This is a genomic window from Bacillus sp. NH11B, assembly GCF_001884205.1.
In the GTDB taxonomy this organism is placed as follows: Bacteria; Bacillota; Bacilli; order Bacillales; family Bacillaceae_G; genus Bacillus_A; species Bacillus_A proteolyticus.
On the sequence record NZ_MAOG01000065.1, the window covers coordinates 1 to 15,969 of the forward strand.

Sequence of the window (15,969 nt, forward strand, 5' to 3'; positions counted from 1 at the left end):
TCTTATCTTGGACAATATGTTTAATAATTTCTCCATTCTCTTTTATTTCAAATGCGAATGTCTCTTCATTTACTACATATCCATTCGGCGCTATCGTTTCTTTATACGTATACTTTCCGTATGGTAGTTTGAATTTCGCTACACCTTTTTCATCTGTTTTTCCTTTTACTACTTCGTTCCCTTGTTCGTTATAAATTGTGAACTCTGCATTTGGCAGTTTCGTATTTCCATCCGCTACATCTACTTTCGTTATTTCTAATTCACCTTTTATATTTTCATTTTTCAACTCTAATAAAGCAGTTTCACCAGTTTTCACTTCAATTTTTTTAACACTTCCGTCTAACACATATCCAGCTGGCGCTTGAATTTCTTTGACGCTATATATACCGATTGGAAGATTACCTAGCTCCGCAATCCCCTTATCATTTGTCGTAACATTTTGTTTAAAGTTTTCATTAGAGACTTCAAACACAGCTCCTTTTAATAATTCCTTTTTTTCTCCTAATTTCATAATCTTTAAAGAGCCTACTGATTCCCAATTTACAACTAAATCTGTACTGATTTTCTCACTATTTCTTTGTAACAATACCGTTGTATTTTGAACTTTTCCCGAGCCTTTAAAAGCTATTGCTTGTAAATTTGTTAAAGTAGACTTCACTTTTATTTTAAAATTACCACTACTCGTATCTTTCGGGATTAATATTTTAAATTTTTCGTCAATTGATAATGTACTTTTCTCTTCTCCATTTTCATTTACAATTCGAATCCCTTTAGGAGCATTCTCAAAAAGAATTGTATAAGAACCAGAAACCGCATTTGTTTGCACTGCATAAAATCCTGTTTCTAAATAATCACCTTTTTGTGTAGCAATTTGTGGATCTACAGGGTTAACTTTAAAGAATACATCTTGTGATCCAGTTTCTTTTTTTGAAGCCTCTACTAAACGCTTCATAAGATTATGTACTCGCTCATTTTTTGCAACTAAATCTTCTTCCGTTAATTCATTTGCTGCAATCCATACTGCTAATTGTGTAGCATAATGCGCTTCTTCCGTTGTCGCTACACCTAACTCAGATGGGCTTTTTTGAGGATACCCATTAACTAAAACACGATATACAGCATCAGATGTTTTTCCCATCTCAGGTAAATCCTCTCCATTAGGAGAACGTAAATCAGGCGTTAAACAATAAGCAATACTGCCCGAAGCTGTTTTAATTATTTCCGTCTTTATTTCACGATCTTTTGCTTTACTATAACTCCAATCCATTTCATACTTTTCTCTGTTCATTACTTCTGCTTTTACTTGTGGCATCGCAATTCCTAATAAAATAATAAGAGCACTTAAAAAACTAAACCATTTCCCTACCATCTTTCGTCCCATTCTCCCCACCACCATATATAAATTTCTATATGAAGCAATCTTACTGTTTCATTGTACTTATAGTGAAAAAAAGAGAATAGGTGGTTTTTTTGTATCATCTTGTCGAATTGTTGAGAAATTTAAACGGATAAACTGCGAATTTTGAATTTCTCATTTTCATTTGACTATTGATAAATAAAAATAATTTGTGTTCAGCCCTTTAAACATAATAAAAAGGCACTTTCAAAAGTACCTTTCAAATTTGCTAAAATTATATTTCTCTATATCTATATATAATTATTTCCAAAATAACTACTATTACTTATTCTTCTCCTTTATCTCCGTCAACAGCTCAATAATCTTCTCATTTTGCTCCACTTGTTTTTCGGAATTTTGATAGATGAAACGAACCCATCTAAATATAAAAATTACAAAAAAGAATGGTATGATCGTAAATAGAAAACCAATTATTGAAAAATTAGAATACATATACTATCACCTCGCTATATACAGCCTTCTCTCTCCTACTGCTAAATCCTTCAATTTTTTCAAAATAAAAAAAGAACCTATCAAACGATAGATTCTTCCTTCGCAAACTGAGTAGAACGCCCTCTCGTAATCGAGAAAATCGCACAAAGTAGCGCCAATATAATAAAACCGCCGCCTACCCAAGCGTTATAAATAACAGATGATTTCTCAATAACAACTCCGCCCACTGTTGAACCGAGCGCAATTCCTAGATGAAGTGCAGAGTTATTTAAACCTTGCTGAATACCAGCTGATTCCGGTGCAATTTCAATTAAATAGTTTTGCTGCGCTGGCGAGATTGCCCAGCTCAGCATACTCCACAGTCCCATCATAATAATGAAGAGCGGGAATGAGAATGTCATCATCGGCAACATAAAGATTGCACATGCAAATACGATAATAATGGAAATAATACTTTTCTTCGATCCCCATTTATCAGCAAGCCATCCACCAAATCCGCCGCCGATTACTGCTGCGATTCCGAAAATAAAGTAAAACACACTAATCCAGTTGGCTTCAACATGCATTACGTCTTTTAAAAACGGTGTTAAATATGCATACAATGTTAAATGCCCCGTTAAAAACAAAAATGATGTTAACTGTGCACTTACAATTTTTTTATCTTTTAAAGTAGCAATTTGTTCTTTTATTGATAGTACCGATGTCGGTGGTACTTTCGTTAAGAACAATGAAATACAAGCAATTGCCATAACTGTTAATATCGAAATTAATACAAATGGCGCACGCCATCCGTATGCATTTCCAAGCACAAGACCTAGCGGTACTCCAAGTACGAGTGATCCGCTAATCCCCATGAAAATGATTCCAATTGCACGCGCACGAAAATGCGGTTCTACTACACTAGAAGCAAGTGTTACCGATAGTGCAATAATAAGCGATCCACTCGCTGCACAAATTACTCTCGAGAACATTAACATCCCATAATTCACACTAAATGCTGAAACGATATTTCCAATTAAGAAAATTGATAGTGCCACAACATACAATTTCTTTCTTTCAAACTTGCCTGTTAATGCTAATAAAACTGGCCCTGATAGAGCGAATACTACTGAAAATATTGTAATAAGCTGACCAGCTGCACTAATCGACACCCCTAAATCATTGGCAACTAAATCAAGCGTTCCTCCTATAATTAGCTCAACCGTTCCGACTACGAAAGCCGCAATAGCTAAAATATATACACGAAAATTCAAGACTTTCCCCACACTTTCTTTTTTGGTTACTACGACTATAGTAACCAAAAAAGAAAGTGTAAGCAAGTACAATTTTTTATAATAAAAATCTAACCTATTATGATATGCCTCCAATATTTAAATAAAAATCCTTATCTGAAAAATTATCACTACTTCTATCCTATCTGTAGTCAAATTAAGAAATATTAGTATAAGAATAAAAAACAAACTTTATTATTATAAAATTAAAATATATAAATTAAACAAATTATAAACCTGATTAAATTCCCTATTATTTACAACGAAATTGTACCAAATAAGATTTTTCTTTACTAGACTTGTATTAAAATTACAGAAAAACTATTATTTTCTTGTAGAGTGAATAATAAACTTTACAAGCACACAATAGTTTGGAATATCAAAAAAACTTAGGGGGAAAAGAAATGAAAAAATTAACCGCACTAACTTTAACAGCAGGTATTTTAGCTTCAGCTGGGCTTGTACCTACATCATCTTTCGCGGCAAGCAACGATCTTCCATATTTAAATGAGATTAAGAAATTGCAGCCAGACGTAAGTACTGAAGAGCTAATTTCAGGTATTATTGAAGTTGCTAAAAATACTGGCAATACAAAAGAAGCTTTAGCAGAACAAATTTATAAAGAATTAAAAGCAAATCATGAACAAGGAGAACGAGAAGCTACTCAACGAAATAATAAATATGCTCCTAATGTTCAATATGGTGCTAGCGGTGGAAATGTAAAAGTCGGAAATTCTAATATGGGCGACTTTTATTATACTGGTTCTACAACTGCTTATATGAATCATGGACATGTCGGTATGTATTATAGTGAAAAATTGATTGTTGAATCTGTACCAAGCACAGGCGTACATACAATTGCTACTAATAAACGCTTAGTTGATAAAGGGGATGCAGTTGTTAAATCTGTAAAGACTTCTTGGCAAAATAAAAATGATGCAGCCTGGTGGGCAAAAGATCGTGTAGGAAAGGATGAGTATTCTTATAATTTTGCAAATAATAGAAATACTAGTCATTATGGCGCAAAGAATTGTTCTAAGTTAATATGGTCTACTTATAAACTACATGGTGGTTTAGATTTAGATAAAGATGGTGGAGCAGGTGTATATCCTCGAGATGTTAGAGATGCGAACCAAACATCGTTAATTCGTAATATTTAATTTTACAACTAAAAGTGAAACAATTTATTTGTTTCACTTTTTGGTTATTTGAGGAGCAGAAGTGAAAATGAAAAATAATCGGAAAATAATTCTATTTTTTATAAGCATCATAACGATTGCAGTATTAGCCTACTATTTATGTATAAAAGATAAGAATGCAAACTTAATATCAGATAAAGATATACAAAATAAAAATTTTTTAGATGATAAAAAAGCTATGCTTTACTTCTCATCCACTGCCGATCAAGATTTAGATGGTAAAGGCATTAGTTATGCCATATTTATAAATAAACAAGGCATTGCTAGAGGATATAAAATGGGCGGTCTAGAACTCGGCGGTATTGGTGTATCTGACGATAAAAAACAAGTTCTATTAGAGAGTAAAGATACTATAAATTTCTAGGCGAAACTCCTACTACTCATAAAATAAAATATCAGCATACCGGTGATTTTAATGGATATTTAGCAAATCAAAAGATATTTGTTAATATTTACAATTCAGGAATGAACAAAGAGAACGGGAACTACGATTCAAATGTTTTATTCGGAAATGAAAAAGTTATTCATAAAAGTAATATTCCTCATTTCATTATTAGCTCTGGATTAGATGGGGAATATATTTTAGTAGCCACTCAAGACCTAGTTACTAATAAATACGAATTAAAAAGATTAACGTTTAATGATGCAATAATGAATATAGAGAATATTACAGAGCTTAATGCAAATGGAAAAGAGGACCATGCTAATCTATCACCTATTTTAGTAGATTCAGAGAATTACTACATGGTTATGAGTACAATTGATAAGGATGATCCGCTAAAAGGGAAGACATTCTTGTTACGTACTAATAAAACCACTTTAGAACAAAACACAATATTTATGTATAATGAAAAAAACTCAACTGCAACCAGCCCATTTTCATTAAATAATTCCGCATATATATATAATGACGAGTTGTATTTTATAAACGGTCTTGGTGATGTGTATACATATAACCCTAAAAATGATGCAATGAGCCATAAATTCAGCATAGATTATCATGTTAAAGATGGCGTTAGGTATAATGAACAAACCTATTTCGAGAATGATTCATTATATGTTCTACGTTATGATGAAAAGCGCAATAACAAATACTATATAGAAAGATACAATTTAAAAACTGGAAAAAGAATATCCGAACAAGAAATACAAGGTATAGAATCTATACTCGCTACTGTGAAGGGTGGAAAGAAAGTTTATGCTTATGACTTTAAAATGTTACTATCCAAAACAGATGATTAAATATACTTAATTACCTGTTTCTAGGTTATAAAATAGGTTAATGTAATTCCCCCTAATTCTAATTTGATACTTTCAAATTTTTTTACATAAAAAAGCAGGCGTATTATACGCCTGCTTTCTAATGATTAAACTCCAGTTTCTTTCTTCCTATTCAAGTACCAATACACCGGAAGTCCAGTAAATACCATTCCAATCGATAAGAAACAACTTACCGGATCGTTAATAATCGCACTTCCAAGTACAAACAATGACCCTAAAATCGCAACGATTGGTACAATCGGGAATAACGGTACACTATATGCACGCTCTTTATCCTTGTTACGTCTTCTTAAAATGAAGACACCAATAAACGTCATTACGTAGAAAATATAAATAATGAATACGGAAATCTCAGATAGCTTATTCGGATCACTAATAAGCATTAAAATAATTCCTAATATGATTTCAACAGTAATCGCATTTGCTGGTGTTTTAAATCTTGGGCTTTCCTTTGCAATAAACTTAGAAAACGGAAGGTGTCCACGCTCTGCCATCGACATCGGAATACGTGGGAACGTTAAAATCTTTCCATTTAAACAGCCGAAAATAGAAATGATAATACCGATACTAATAATTTTTCCGCCATATTCTCCAAGTAACATGCCCGCAGCTGTCGCTGTTGCATTTTCTCCAAGGTCTACAATTTTCGCTGCTGGTAATACATTTAATAACGCTAAGTTAATTAATACGTAAGCAGCTGTTACAATTAAAATCCCAACTGTCATTGCCTTCGGTAATAATTTTGTTGGGTTCTTCATTTCTCCGCCAATAGAAGCAAGTAAAATCCAACCATCATAAGCAAATAAAGTTGCCAAAATTGCCATCCCGATACTTTGATTTTCTGATATCGGTACAACTACATTGAAGATATCACTATTCCCTTTCCAAAACCCTAACACAACAATTAATATAATCGGAATCATCTTCCCAACTGTCGTAACGGTTTGAACGATGCCTCCATATTTTGTTCCCATACTATTTATAACGCCTAGGAACACAACTGTTCCAATTGCAATTGGTAAATTCCAGACTTTATCTAAATAGAAAAAATTAATCATTAAAGAACTAAAGTACAAACCTAACGTTCCTATAATAGCTGGACCATATACAATCGTTTGCATCCAGCCAGATAAATACCCCCAAAAGCTTCCGTAAATCTCCTCTAAATACGTATACAACCCACCATTTTTCGGAATTTGCGCTCCAATTTCGGCTACTGTTAAACCACTTGCTAACGTCAACAGACCACCAATTACCCAAGCCCAAATAGCCATATTAGAACTCCCTGAGTAATCTAATACGCTCCCTGGTTTCATAAACACACCAGACCCAATAATAGTTCCTACTACGATAGAAAGTGCCACTGTTAAACCAATTTTGTTTTTCTCATCATGATGCATGCTGCGTATCCTCCTTCCAATTCTAGTGTGATGCAAAAATGAAATAAAAAAACACTCCTCCCTAAAAAAGGGACGAGTGTTGTATTCGTGGTTCCACCCTTGTTTCAATTCGCAAAGTGACACACTTCACCAATTTCTCAAGTCTAAATAACGGTTTTTGCCGGCAAGCAATTACTAGATATCCGTTCACTGCTGCAGTTCAAAGGGGGTAATCGATTTTCCCGTATTAGGAAGCTCACAGCCAAAGGCTTCCCTCTCTGAGAATCGTAAAAAATTGATCATGTCCTCATCATCACTTCTTGATGTCGAATTTTGTAGTTATTTCCCATTATATTGAATTGTTAGAAAAAATCAATATATTTTTTATATAACATAAGAAATATTTCTCTTCTTATATTATAACAGAAGCTACTTTATTTCTCTAATCTCCTCTTCCACGAACGAACGCCATAAGATCGTAAATGAAATTATATCGATAATTCGACAAAAACGACAACGATAGCACTCTAAATACTAAAAGGAGGCTGTTCCAAAGACAGCCTCCTCGCATACGTACCTTTCGGTTGCCCACACGGAAGATACGACATAGTTCAATTATTTATTTTCGTTTTTCATGAAAAACTTATGGTGCGGAAGATCCACATTTAATTCTGCTAGTTGTTTCTTTTCATTTTCTAGAATCGCTTTCGCTTTTTCTTTTGTTGCTGCATCTAAATTCGCGAAGATGTCTTCATGCTTCTCTTTCTCTGGAAGTTTCACACCTAATTTTGTTAATTCTTCTTTTGCTTGTTCACGAGTTAGTTTCCCAGATTTTTCTTGTTCTAAAATCGACTTCGCTTTTTCTTTCGTCGCTTCATCTAGGTTCGCGAACATTTCCTTATGCTTACCCTTCTCTGGGAATTTCACACCTAGTTTTGTCAATTCCTCTTTTGCTTGTTCACGAGTTAGTTTCCCAGATTTCTCTTGCTCTAAAATCGACTTCGCTTTTTCTTTCGCCTGTTCATCTAACCCTGCAAACATATCCTTGTGCTTACCCTTCTCTGGGAATTTCACACCTAGTTTCGTTAATTCCTCTTTTGCTTGTTCACGTGTTAATTTACCAGATTTCTCTTGCTCTAAAATTGATTTTGCTTTTTCTTTCGTCGCTTCATCTAGCCCTGCAAACATATCCTTGTGCTTACCCTTCTCTGGGAATTTCACACCTACTCCCTCTAACTGTTTCTTTGTATCATCCATAATCGTTTTTACTTTTTGTTTTGTAGCGGCATCTAAATCTTTTTTCGCCGTTTTTGTAGGTTGATCTGCTGCTGGAGTATTCGTTGCCGCAAATGCTGGTACACCCACTCCTCCTATAATTCCAAATGATAAAGCACCTGCAATTGCTAAATACCCAACTGTTTTCTTCTTCATAGGAAATTTCCTCCTTCATATTTCTAAAGCATGTACACTTTCGTATACAATGCCAATAGTAATGTTGGTTTCTTAAAATTTCCTTAACGATTTAAATAAAAAACACCGCTCATCATGAGCGGTGTTTCTCTATGCATTTTGTAATTGTACTTCTTCACGTTCCATTACTTTTCTTAGCACAATTGTTTGTGTCATTGTAAATAAATTACCTGTAATCCAATACAGCACAAGTCCTGATGGCGCCGCAAATCCCATAAATAGAATCATTGCCGGCATCATAATTTGCTGCACCTTCAGCATCTGTACTTGCTCTCCAGGCGTTATATTTGATTGGAATACCTTCATCTGGATAAATGTCGTTAACGCTGCAATAATCGGTAATATATGATATGGATCTGCATGTCCTAAGTTCACCCATAAAAATGAAGATGTACGAATCTCTTCAGTTCGGCTAATCGCATAATACAAAGCAGAGAAAATCGGCATTTGTATAAAGATTGGCCAGCAACCAGCTAACGGATTCCAACCACCTGATTTCATTAGTTCTGACATTTCTTTTTGATACTGCTTTTGTTTTTCAAGATCTTTACCCACATCACCGTGTTTCTTTTTCAGCTTCTGTAATTCAGGTTGCATTTTTTTCATTTTCATTTGACTACGATATTGCGAAACAGCTAATGGAATCAGTGCTGAACGAACAACAAGCGTAATGACAATGATCGCAATCCCAAAGCTTCCACCAGATATATGATGAGCAACAAATTGAATCATATACGATATTGGATATACGAAATAATGGTTCCAAATTCCCGTACTATGTGAATCTATTGTGCCTGCATTACTGCAACCAGATAAAACAAAAACAAGTAATAATGATAAACTAATGAGCGCAGCTCGGTTTGATTTTAACATGTTCATTCCTCCAATGTTTCGTAATTAATTAGCGAAACATTGGTGTATACGGGCCTACCTCGTCACTCTCTCCACTCGATTCTTGTCTGCGGACAGAGCGAATCATTCCATATTTATAAAAAATCGAGAAAAGCGGTACATTTCCGATACCCTCTTCACACGTATCAACTAGTTTAAAAGCTCTCTGTCTACCGCTCGATGCTTGCTGACGTACGAAACGAGAAACGTTAGCAAGAAAAAAGACTTCTAATACACAAAGTGCTGTCGTTACAAACGATATATACAGAAGTGCATCCTGCAATAAAAATTCCATCGCTTCACATCCTTAATAAAGTCATTTTAGCACATTCAACAAACATTCTCTATTTCCTTTTATTTTCAAAAATGAATTTTGCATATTTTCTCAAAAAATTATGCTAGAAAATCAATGTATTCGCTTTCTTTAGTATATTCACACGTATCTTTGAATAGGTTTAATTTTTTAGAAATTTATAAAATTTTTGCATTATAATAAAACTATTGCCAGTTTTTGAAAAAAGCTTTATTCTCTTCTTGTAATCAAAAATGAATATGGAGATGAAACATACTATGGGTCAACTAGGAGACGCCGATTACGTTCCCGACACCGCCTTTTTATCCTTCCCAGCAGCTAAAACATTTCATTTAGAATTTATCATACAGTTAGTTGTTATTTTTATAGCTTCTATTTTGTATGCAATTTCTATGAATATGTTTTTTATCCCGCATAATATGATTAGCGGTGGGTTCGCTGGTGTAGGGATGATTATCGGTTATTTAATGCACTACAATATCGGAGCACTTATCTTTTTACTAAACATTCCGCTTCTTATTTTAAGTCACTTTTACTTAGGTAAGAAGACAACCTTTTTAACGGCATACTTTGTAGCTGTATCATCTTTAGCGATGAACATTATCCCAGTACACCAAGTTTCAGACGATATTTTACTTTCTTCTGTATTCGGTGGTGTCATCTGCGGTGCTGCCTCAGGAATCATATTCCGATTTGCTTCTTCAACAGGTGGTTTTGATGTTGTTGGATTGATTGTAGCGAAACATCGCGATGTTTCAATTGGAGCAATCATCTTTGGATTCAACTTAATCTTACTTGTTGCAGCAGGATTTATTTTCGGATGGGATATTACACTTTATACGTTAATTAGTCGGTTTGTAGTCAGCAAAGTAATTGATGCCGTGCATACAAAACATATTAAATTAACGATAATGACAATTACAGAAAAAGGTGAGGAAATAAAAAGCTCACTATTACATCACGGCATACGTGGCGTAACAATGGTAGATGCTGTCGGCGGCTATACAAACCATAAGAAAAAAATGATTTACACTGTCGTAACTCGCTACGAGTTGGGCGAAATGAAACGTATTATCCGCCAAGTGGATAATAAAGCATTTATGAACATTACTGAAACAGTTGAAATTGTCGGCCGTTTCAAACGTATATAAAAAAGCGCAAGGAACTATAATTCCTTGCGCTTTTTATTTTTTACACTTATTACAAAATCAGATAATTCTATTATTGTATCACTAAATGTGTTATAATAAAATTAGACTTACAAAAAAGAGTATATAGACTTGGAAGTTTCTCTTATTTTTATAAGCAAAAAGAAACGAGCAGTCGGGTATATTTCAGACACCATACACGTAACGGTTTTCAAAAAGCCGATCATCTTAGTTATTCTTCACTGATCTTTTTATAAAAAGATACGTACAACTAAAATTCACTTCAATATACTATACCTACCTTTTTGACTTCCAAATCATCTTATTACATAGGGAGATGAACATATGAATCAATATATACGATACACACTAGCTGCCTTATTTGCCATCGGCGGCGGCGTGATCTGCTTCTGGACAAACACTCAACTTGGAGAGAATATCATTTTTAATGGAATCGAAACACTTGTAAGCGCTTCAATTTTAGGCGGATACATTTTCTTCCTCTTCAATCCAGAAGAAAATGCTCAAAAAACAATGTTATTAACAATGATCGGAATCGTTGGTGGATGTATTTCCTACTCAATGACAAACTATACATTACCACTTCAATTAAGCTCAGCTTTCTTCCACGGTCTTTGGACTTGGTTCATTGCATTCTGCCTAGCAGATGTATTCAACCTATTACAAGACACTGAAGAAGATAGCGGTCGCCAAATTGAAAGTAACTCTTAAGCTGGAAGATATTCTTCCAGCTTTTTTAGATTGGTTTACATACCCCTATTGGTATTACTCGAAATATATCAACGATTATTTCATGATACCGACGTTTCGACACAACATATCGATTTACCGACATCCTTCGACACCCTAAAAGCAACACATACCCTATCCTCCAAGCAGCTTACTGCCGAACTCTACAATTAAAAAGATAACTAATAAGATCGCGAGTATCTTTAATGCTACATATGCTACTTTAAAAACAACATAAATGAGCAAGACTATCAAAATAATAGATAAAATTTCCATATTCACTTCCTCCAAGCTTTGCTCTTCTTATCTCATTTTACTCGCCCCAGACTGTTTATGGAACGGCATAAGATGACATATAAAAAAGAGGATACCTCACCCATCGTAAGATACCCTCTCTTTCAGCTGCTCAAACCATTCTCTCTCTAATTGTAAATATCCCATCTCACTCTTCTCGGCGCTCTTTAATTCTTTATCAGTTTTCTTCATATAAGTACGGGACGCTTCCATATCGCCCTCTAAATATTTAATAATTCCCTGTGTACGGTAATATCCGTTTAGGTCCATTTTGGTAATGGCCTTTGCATGTTCCTTTGCTTCTTGCAAAGAAAGACTATCCATCTGATAAAGGGCTTTATATAAAAGATACCAACTATGAAAACTACTAACGAAAAACTTATTTTCTTTCGTTACAGGTAGTTGAATAATTCGTTCTATATGCGGTATCGCTCTTTCCATTCCCTCTTGATCCGCACGAGCAAAAAAGACGAGCATAAGCCTACTCATTAGCTCTCTTATCCCTTTATTCTCTTTTATTTTTTCCTCACTCAGTTCTACTAATCTTTCATCCCAATCTTTCGGTCTTTTATAACTAAATAACTCACTCGATATTTGAATCTCATATAAATGATTTCTAGCTCTTTCATCATCTTTAATTAAAATGAGAAATTGCATACCATCACTCATAAGCGTTCCTTTTATCGGCACAATTGTAACCGCAAAGATTGCAAAATGGAAAAAGGAAAAATATAAAAGATATTGATAATAACTTACCATATATATGTAACCTGAAGTAATACCGAATAGTAAACTTGTAATCGGTCCACCTAAAGTGAGCCATGCCCATTTTTTCGAAAGATTCGGTGTCTCTATAGAAGGTGGTACTAGTGTTGCAACGCCTCCAAAGTATGCCCATAATTTATTTTCTCGAATGCGTAATTTTCCCTTTTCTTTTTGAATAGTAATGGGTCCTACTGTCATAAATTTAAATGTCAAACCACCTATTACACCAAATGCTACATGTCCTAGCTCATGAATGGCTAACACTAACAATGAAATTCCAACTATTGCCCATAGGTTCAAAATTACTTCTAATTTCCCAGTTCGGATTACTCCGTATAAAATGGACAAAACTAACGCCGCCGTCATGGAACCAGCTGGCCTTCTTAAAATATCCACCTTTTTCTCCCCTCAATAAATCATCTTTTTATGCATTTCATACATATATGTTCCAACATGTAATACCCAAACGAACGAAATCATAATGACCATAAAGAAGTCTTTTCCATCTAAAATTGCATACGCAATCGCCGCCAACCACGCACAAGCAAGTGTCATATTTGTATATTGATATGCCTTATATCCCGCTTCATGAACAATTTGCTTTTGCCCTTCATCTGCATTCTTTGCCCACATTTCCATTGACTGAGAATACGTAACACTCTGTTCTGGATATAGAGCGTTATACCTTTTCCTCATTACAAATCCTAACCAAGTTATAGCGATAAAGCACACTGTAGATACTACAATACTTACACTAACAAAGAGCAAGTTCCCCTCACTTGTATACGTTCTATAAAAAGCGATAACTGAGCAAACAAACCATGATGGAATAACAATTTCCATTACTCGAAAATAAATAAGCGCTATCCCTAATCTTCGTCCCTTAACATTTTCTTCTTCATCTTTCGTTTGTGCGAGCGCTCCTGTACGCTTCCAAATATAATACATAACCGCTATGCCAAATACACTCATCATAACAACGCTAATAACAGGAGATATTTTGCTAGTACCCACTGTTGCGATATCCCCTACTACATACCCTATAAACCCACCAAAAATTGCTCCTACTAACAACTTCAATATAGCCGTCAGTTTCCCATTCCCCTTACTCCCCATCTCCATCTTCCCCCTCCACTAACATAAATATCTCCTCCACCGGCGCTCCAAAAATTTGTGCGATTTTTAACGATAACACAATAGATGGCGCATAATCCCCACGCTCAATTAAACTAATGGTTTGCCGTGATGAGCCAATCGCTTTACCTAACTCACCTTGTGATAAACGATGCTTTGCTCGAAATTCTCTCACCCGATTTTGAAGCTTCATATTTTACCTCTTTTTCTTTTATTTAATTAAAATTGTAAATAACATCCCGTTAAATGTCAATTATAATTGTCATTTTGACGTAGATACATGTCAAAAATACATATATATTATACTAGATATAACGTATATAATAATTTTTAAGAACTACATAATTGAGGTGTCTCATGGATAAAAAAATGGTCTTTCCTTACGCTATTATTAAATTTTCAGCGGCCTGTTCTCTCTTTTTTTCTTTTTTATTATTTTTCTTTATAGGAAGTGATATGAACTTCTTTAAAACTTCCGCATACTTAACTGGATTTTTATATAATTTTTGGTTTTACCTTCTTTTCTTCTACGCAATTTTATGCTCGCTTGTAATTGACAAATTAAGTTCAAAACATAATAGTACGCCAAGAAAAGTTTTGCTTTATATTCTATCTGGTTACTTATTCTTTCTTCCATTTCATATATACAATGGAGGAGATATTATTCTAACTTTCCTAATTGGATCTGTAGGGGCAATTTGTTCACTTTTCTTTTATTTATGTACATGTATAGCAAATAAATCAAAATGGTTTCGATATATGACCGCTATTATCATTCCTATTTTATTCATTGCAATATGCGCTATTGATTTTACCCAAAAAGAACAATGGGTTGAGCACAGTACAAAAAATACATTTGAGGCGGATTTCTCATATTTTAACGGCACACATAAAATACCCGTTTATGTAAAAAAAGGAGAAACAATTGAGGTTAACGTAAACTTTCTTATTACTGAAAATAGCGCCTATCAAGGTTATAGCACTTACTTTTCTAGTGAATTTAATAAATATGAACCTATGTCCATACTAAGCAATGATACTTACGAACTTTCACCTAGTAAAACGGGGACATATTATATAGTAGTGACCGGTTACGGTATCGAGGGAAAGATAAAAGCAAACTGGAAAATAAAGTGAAACTTTAATCAGTGGGGGTTTTCTTCATCTCCCACTGATTATTAGCCCGCACCAATCGGGCCTTTACGGGCAGTTAATGCGGGATAAAACAAAAAGGCAGTGCTTTTGCACTGCCTCCCTAAAATCTGACATAGAATGGATTCCATATTAACTTGCGTTTTGTAAAAATACTCGTTTTAGTTGCTTGCGGAAACGAACGCTTAACGTAATTGCTACAATGACAATGGCTCCGAAAATGATTTTGCCGATATGCTCTTCCAATAATCCGAAAATATCATGTAAGTTACCACCTAACCAGTAGCCACCGATTAAGAAAAATGATACCCAGAATAAAGCACCTGAATAAATTGTAATCACAAAACGGCGAAACGGTAAGTTAATGATACCTGCAAAGTATCCTGTAAAATGACGTACTCCAGGAATGAAGAAACCGATAAAGATAAGGAAATATCCGTATTTATCGAACCACATTCTCGTTAAATCAATTTTTCTTTGTGTTAAAAATACATACTTCCCATACTTTTGAACAAAAGGCATACCGAGCTTATTCCCTAAAAAGTATTGAATCGTCATTCCTACACTTGTCCCAATAAAGGATAGGATAATTAAAATAGGTAAACTTAGATCACCCTTCTGTGCTAAAAATCCCGCATATGCTAATGTTGGCTCTCCCGGAAACGGAAGCGCAATATATTCTAACAGCAAGCCTACAAGCACTACATAATACCCGTATTGCTGAAATAATTCATGAACCCATTCCATGTCATCTCTCCTTTCACTCACGTACAACTTCTTACTACATATTGTATAAAAAAATTGTCGAAATAACTATCACAATAGCTTACATTTTTATTACATTTTTGTAAGGCTCGCACTAACGTTTTCTGTTCTTTATTTAATTATCGCTTTAAAACGAGATGATACCTATCTATTACACTGGATAGGTACATTAATATACAAATTCCATCCAGTTTTTAGCACTTGGAAATCGCCTCATTTTGTTCTCTATAAAAAACCATAACAAACTCATACTAACTTCATATTAGCTTCATATACGTATTGTAAGATTATATCGGAATTTGTTGAAA

At 34.4% G+C, this 15,969-nt stretch carries 15 protein-coding genes, 1 pseudogene and 1 other annotated feature; of the genes and pseudogenes, 5 read left to right on the forward strand and 11 right to left on the reverse strand.

Going from position 1 to position 15,969, the window contains the following annotated elements; all coding sequences use genetic code 11:
- Both BAU27_RS09980 and BAU27_RS09990 read right to left on the reverse strand, forming a co-directional pair.
- Positions 1–1,381, reverse strand: a 1,381-nt coding sequence (locus BAU27_RS09980) for an MSCRAMM family protein (RefSeq protein WP_071770793.1), incomplete at its 3' end; no start/stop codon positions are given.
- Between the two features lie 548 nt (positions 1,382–1,929).
- Entirely contained in the window at positions 1,930–3,219 is a 1,290-nt protein-coding gene (locus BAU27_RS09990; RefSeq protein ID WP_139254634.1) for an MFS transporter, read from the reverse strand.
- 305 nt (positions 3,220–3,524) lie between these two features.
- On the opposite strand from BAU27_RS09990, the gene BAU27_RS09995 reads away from it, so the two are divergent.
- Together BAU27_RS09995 and BAU27_RS10000 are read left to right on the forward strand one after the other, a co-directional pair.
- Positions 3,525–4,280 carry a YiiX/YebB-like N1pC/P60 family cysteine hydrolase gene (locus BAU27_RS09995; protein WP_071770796.1) on the forward strand — a complete coding sequence of 252 codons (756 nt, stop codon included), beginning with the start codon at positions 3,525–3,527 and terminating at the stop codon, positions 4,278–4,280.
- Between the two features lie 67 nt (positions 4,281–4,347).
- Positions 4,348–5,561: pseudogene (locus BAU27_RS10000) on the forward strand (hypothetical protein).
- 125 nt (positions 5,562–5,686) lie between these two features.
- Here BAU27_RS10000 and BAU27_RS10005 read toward each other — a convergent pair.
- From BAU27_RS10005 to BAU27_RS10020, 4 genes are all read right to left on the reverse strand, one after another.
- Entirely contained in the window at positions 5,687–7,000 is a 1,314-nt protein-coding gene (locus tag BAU27_RS10005) for an APC family permease (RefSeq protein WP_071770797.1), read from the reverse strand.
- A 65-nt stretch (positions 7,001–7,065) separates the two neighbouring features.
- Positions 7,066–7,302 (reverse strand) — a binding site (T-box leader).
- 292 nt (positions 7,303–7,594) lie between these two features.
- Positions 7,595–8,410, reverse strand: coding sequence for a hypothetical protein (locus BAU27_RS10010; RefSeq protein WP_071770798.1), 816 nt, complete (start codon positions 8,408–8,410; stop codon positions 7,595–7,597).
- A 129-nt stretch (positions 8,411–8,539) separates the two neighbouring features.
- A complete protein-coding gene (locus tag BAU27_RS10015; protein ID WP_071770799.1) occupies positions 8,540–9,322 on the reverse strand; it encodes a membrane protein insertase YidC in 783 nt (260 codons plus the stop codon).
- Positions 9,323–9,350: 28 nt separating this feature from the next.
- Complete coding sequence (locus BAU27_RS10020) at positions 9,351–9,635, reverse strand: hypothetical protein (protein ID WP_002174090.1); 285 nt, start codon at positions 9,633–9,635, stop codon at positions 9,351–9,353.
- Between the two features lie 275 nt (positions 9,636–9,910).
- Between BAU27_RS10020 and BAU27_RS10025 the strand changes: the two genes are divergently transcribed.
- A complete protein-coding gene (locus BAU27_RS10025; RefSeq protein ID WP_000530031.1) occupies positions 9,911–10,804 on the forward strand; it encodes a YitT family protein in 894 nt (297 codons plus the stop codon).
- Positions 10,805–11,146: 342 nt separating this feature from the next.
- Positions 11,147–11,533, forward strand: a complete 387-nt coding sequence (locus BAU27_RS10030) for a DUF3938 domain-containing protein (RefSeq protein WP_071748117.1) — start codon at positions 11,147–11,149, stop codon at positions 11,531–11,533.
- 153 nt (positions 11,534–11,686) lie between these two features.
- Here the strand turns inward: BAU27_RS10030 and BAU27_RS10035 are convergent, their stop codons facing one another.
- The 4 genes from BAU27_RS10035 to BAU27_RS10050 all read right to left on the reverse strand — a co-directional run bounded on the left by BAU27_RS10035 (position 11,687) and on the right by BAU27_RS10050 (position 13,937).
- Positions 11,687–11,827 carry a DUF3985 family protein gene (locus BAU27_RS10035; RefSeq protein WP_071748116.1) on the reverse strand — a complete coding sequence of 47 codons (141 nt, stop codon included), beginning with the start codon at positions 11,825–11,827 and terminating at the stop codon, positions 11,687–11,689.
- A gap of 96 nt (positions 11,828–11,923) precedes the next feature.
- Positions 11,924–12,976 carry a zinc metalloprotease gene (locus BAU27_RS10040; protein ID WP_071770811.1) on the reverse strand — a complete coding sequence of 351 codons (1,053 nt, stop codon included), beginning with the start codon at positions 12,974–12,976 and terminating at the stop codon, positions 11,924–11,926.
- Positions 12,977–13,018: 42 nt separating this feature from the next.
- Positions 13,019–13,732, reverse strand: a complete 714-nt coding sequence (locus BAU27_RS10045) for a DUF3169 family protein (RefSeq protein WP_083595941.1) — start codon at positions 13,730–13,732, stop codon at positions 13,019–13,021.
- On the reverse strand, positions 13,716–13,937 hold the full coding sequence (locus BAU27_RS10050) for a helix-turn-helix transcriptional regulator (RefSeq protein WP_000776149.1): 222 nt from the start codon (positions 13,935–13,937) through the stop codon (positions 13,716–13,718). The genes BAU27_RS10045 and BAU27_RS10050 overlap by 17 nt, the downstream gene beginning before the upstream one ends.
- Positions 13,938–14,503: 566 nt before the next feature.
- Here BAU27_RS10050 and BAU27_RS32870 point away from each other — a divergent pair.
- Positions 14,504–14,881 carry a hypothetical protein gene (locus BAU27_RS32870; protein WP_242477372.1) on the forward strand — a complete coding sequence of 126 codons (378 nt, stop codon included), beginning with the start codon at positions 14,504–14,506 and terminating at the stop codon, positions 14,879–14,881.
- A gap of 147 nt (positions 14,882–15,028) precedes the next feature.
- On the opposite strand, the gene BAU27_RS10060 is transcribed toward BAU27_RS32870, so the two are convergent.
- Complete coding sequence (locus tag BAU27_RS10060) at positions 15,029–15,643, reverse strand: DedA family protein (RefSeq protein WP_071770801.1); 615 nt, start codon at positions 15,641–15,643, stop codon at positions 15,029–15,031.
- Between the last annotated feature and the right edge of the window lie 326 nt (positions 15,644–15,969).

Excerpts from the sequence above, each read along its gene's own strand:
- BAU27_RS10050 (WP_000776149.1), bottom strand. The coding sequence starts at position 13,937 with ATGAAGCTTCAAAATCGGGTGAGAGAATTTCGAGCAAAGCATCGTTTA.
- BAU27_RS10015 (WP_071770799.1), bottom strand. The coding sequence starts at position 9,322 with ATGTTAAAATCAAACCGAGCTGCGCTCATTAGTTTATCATTATTACTT.
- BAU27_RS10025 (WP_000530031.1), top strand. The coding sequence starts at position 9,911 with ATGGGTCAACTAGGAGACGCCGATTACGTTCCCGACACCGCCTTTTTA.
- BAU27_RS10035 (WP_071748116.1), bottom strand. The coding sequence starts at position 11,827 with ATGGAAATTTTATCTATTATTTTGATAGTCTTGCTCATTTATGTTGTT.
- BAU27_RS09995 (WP_071770796.1), top strand. The coding sequence starts at position 3,525 with ATGAAAAAATTAACCGCACTAACTTTAACAGCAGGTATTTTAGCTTCA.
- BAU27_RS10060 (WP_071770801.1), bottom strand. The coding sequence starts at position 15,643 with ATGGAATGGGTTCATGAATTATTTCAGCAATACGGGTATTATGTAGTG.
- BAU27_RS10045 (WP_083595941.1), bottom strand. The coding sequence starts at position 13,732 with ATGGAGATGGGGAGTAAGGGGAATGGGAAACTGACGGCTATATTGAAG.
- BAU27_RS32870 (WP_242477372.1), top strand. The coding sequence starts at position 14,504 with ATGACCGCTATTATCATTCCTATTTTATTCATTGCAATATGCGCTATT.
- BAU27_RS10020 (WP_002174090.1), bottom strand. The coding sequence starts at position 9,635 with ATGGAATTTTTATTGCAGGATGCACTTCTGTATATATCGTTTGTAACG.
- BAU27_RS10040 (WP_071770811.1), bottom strand. The coding sequence starts at position 12,976 with ATGACGGCGGCGTTAGTTTTGTCCATTTTATACGGAGTAATCCGAACT.
- BAU27_RS10005 (WP_071770797.1), bottom strand. The coding sequence starts at position 7,000 with ATGCATCATGATGAGAAAAACAAAATTGGTTTAACAGTGGCACTTTCT.
- BAU27_RS10030 (WP_071748117.1), top strand. The coding sequence starts at position 11,147 with ATGAATCAATATATACGATACACACTAGCTGCCTTATTTGCCATCGGC.
- BAU27_RS10010 (WP_071770798.1), bottom strand. The coding sequence starts at position 8,410 with ATGAAGAAGAAAACAGTTGGGTATTTAGCAATTGCAGGTGCTTTATCA.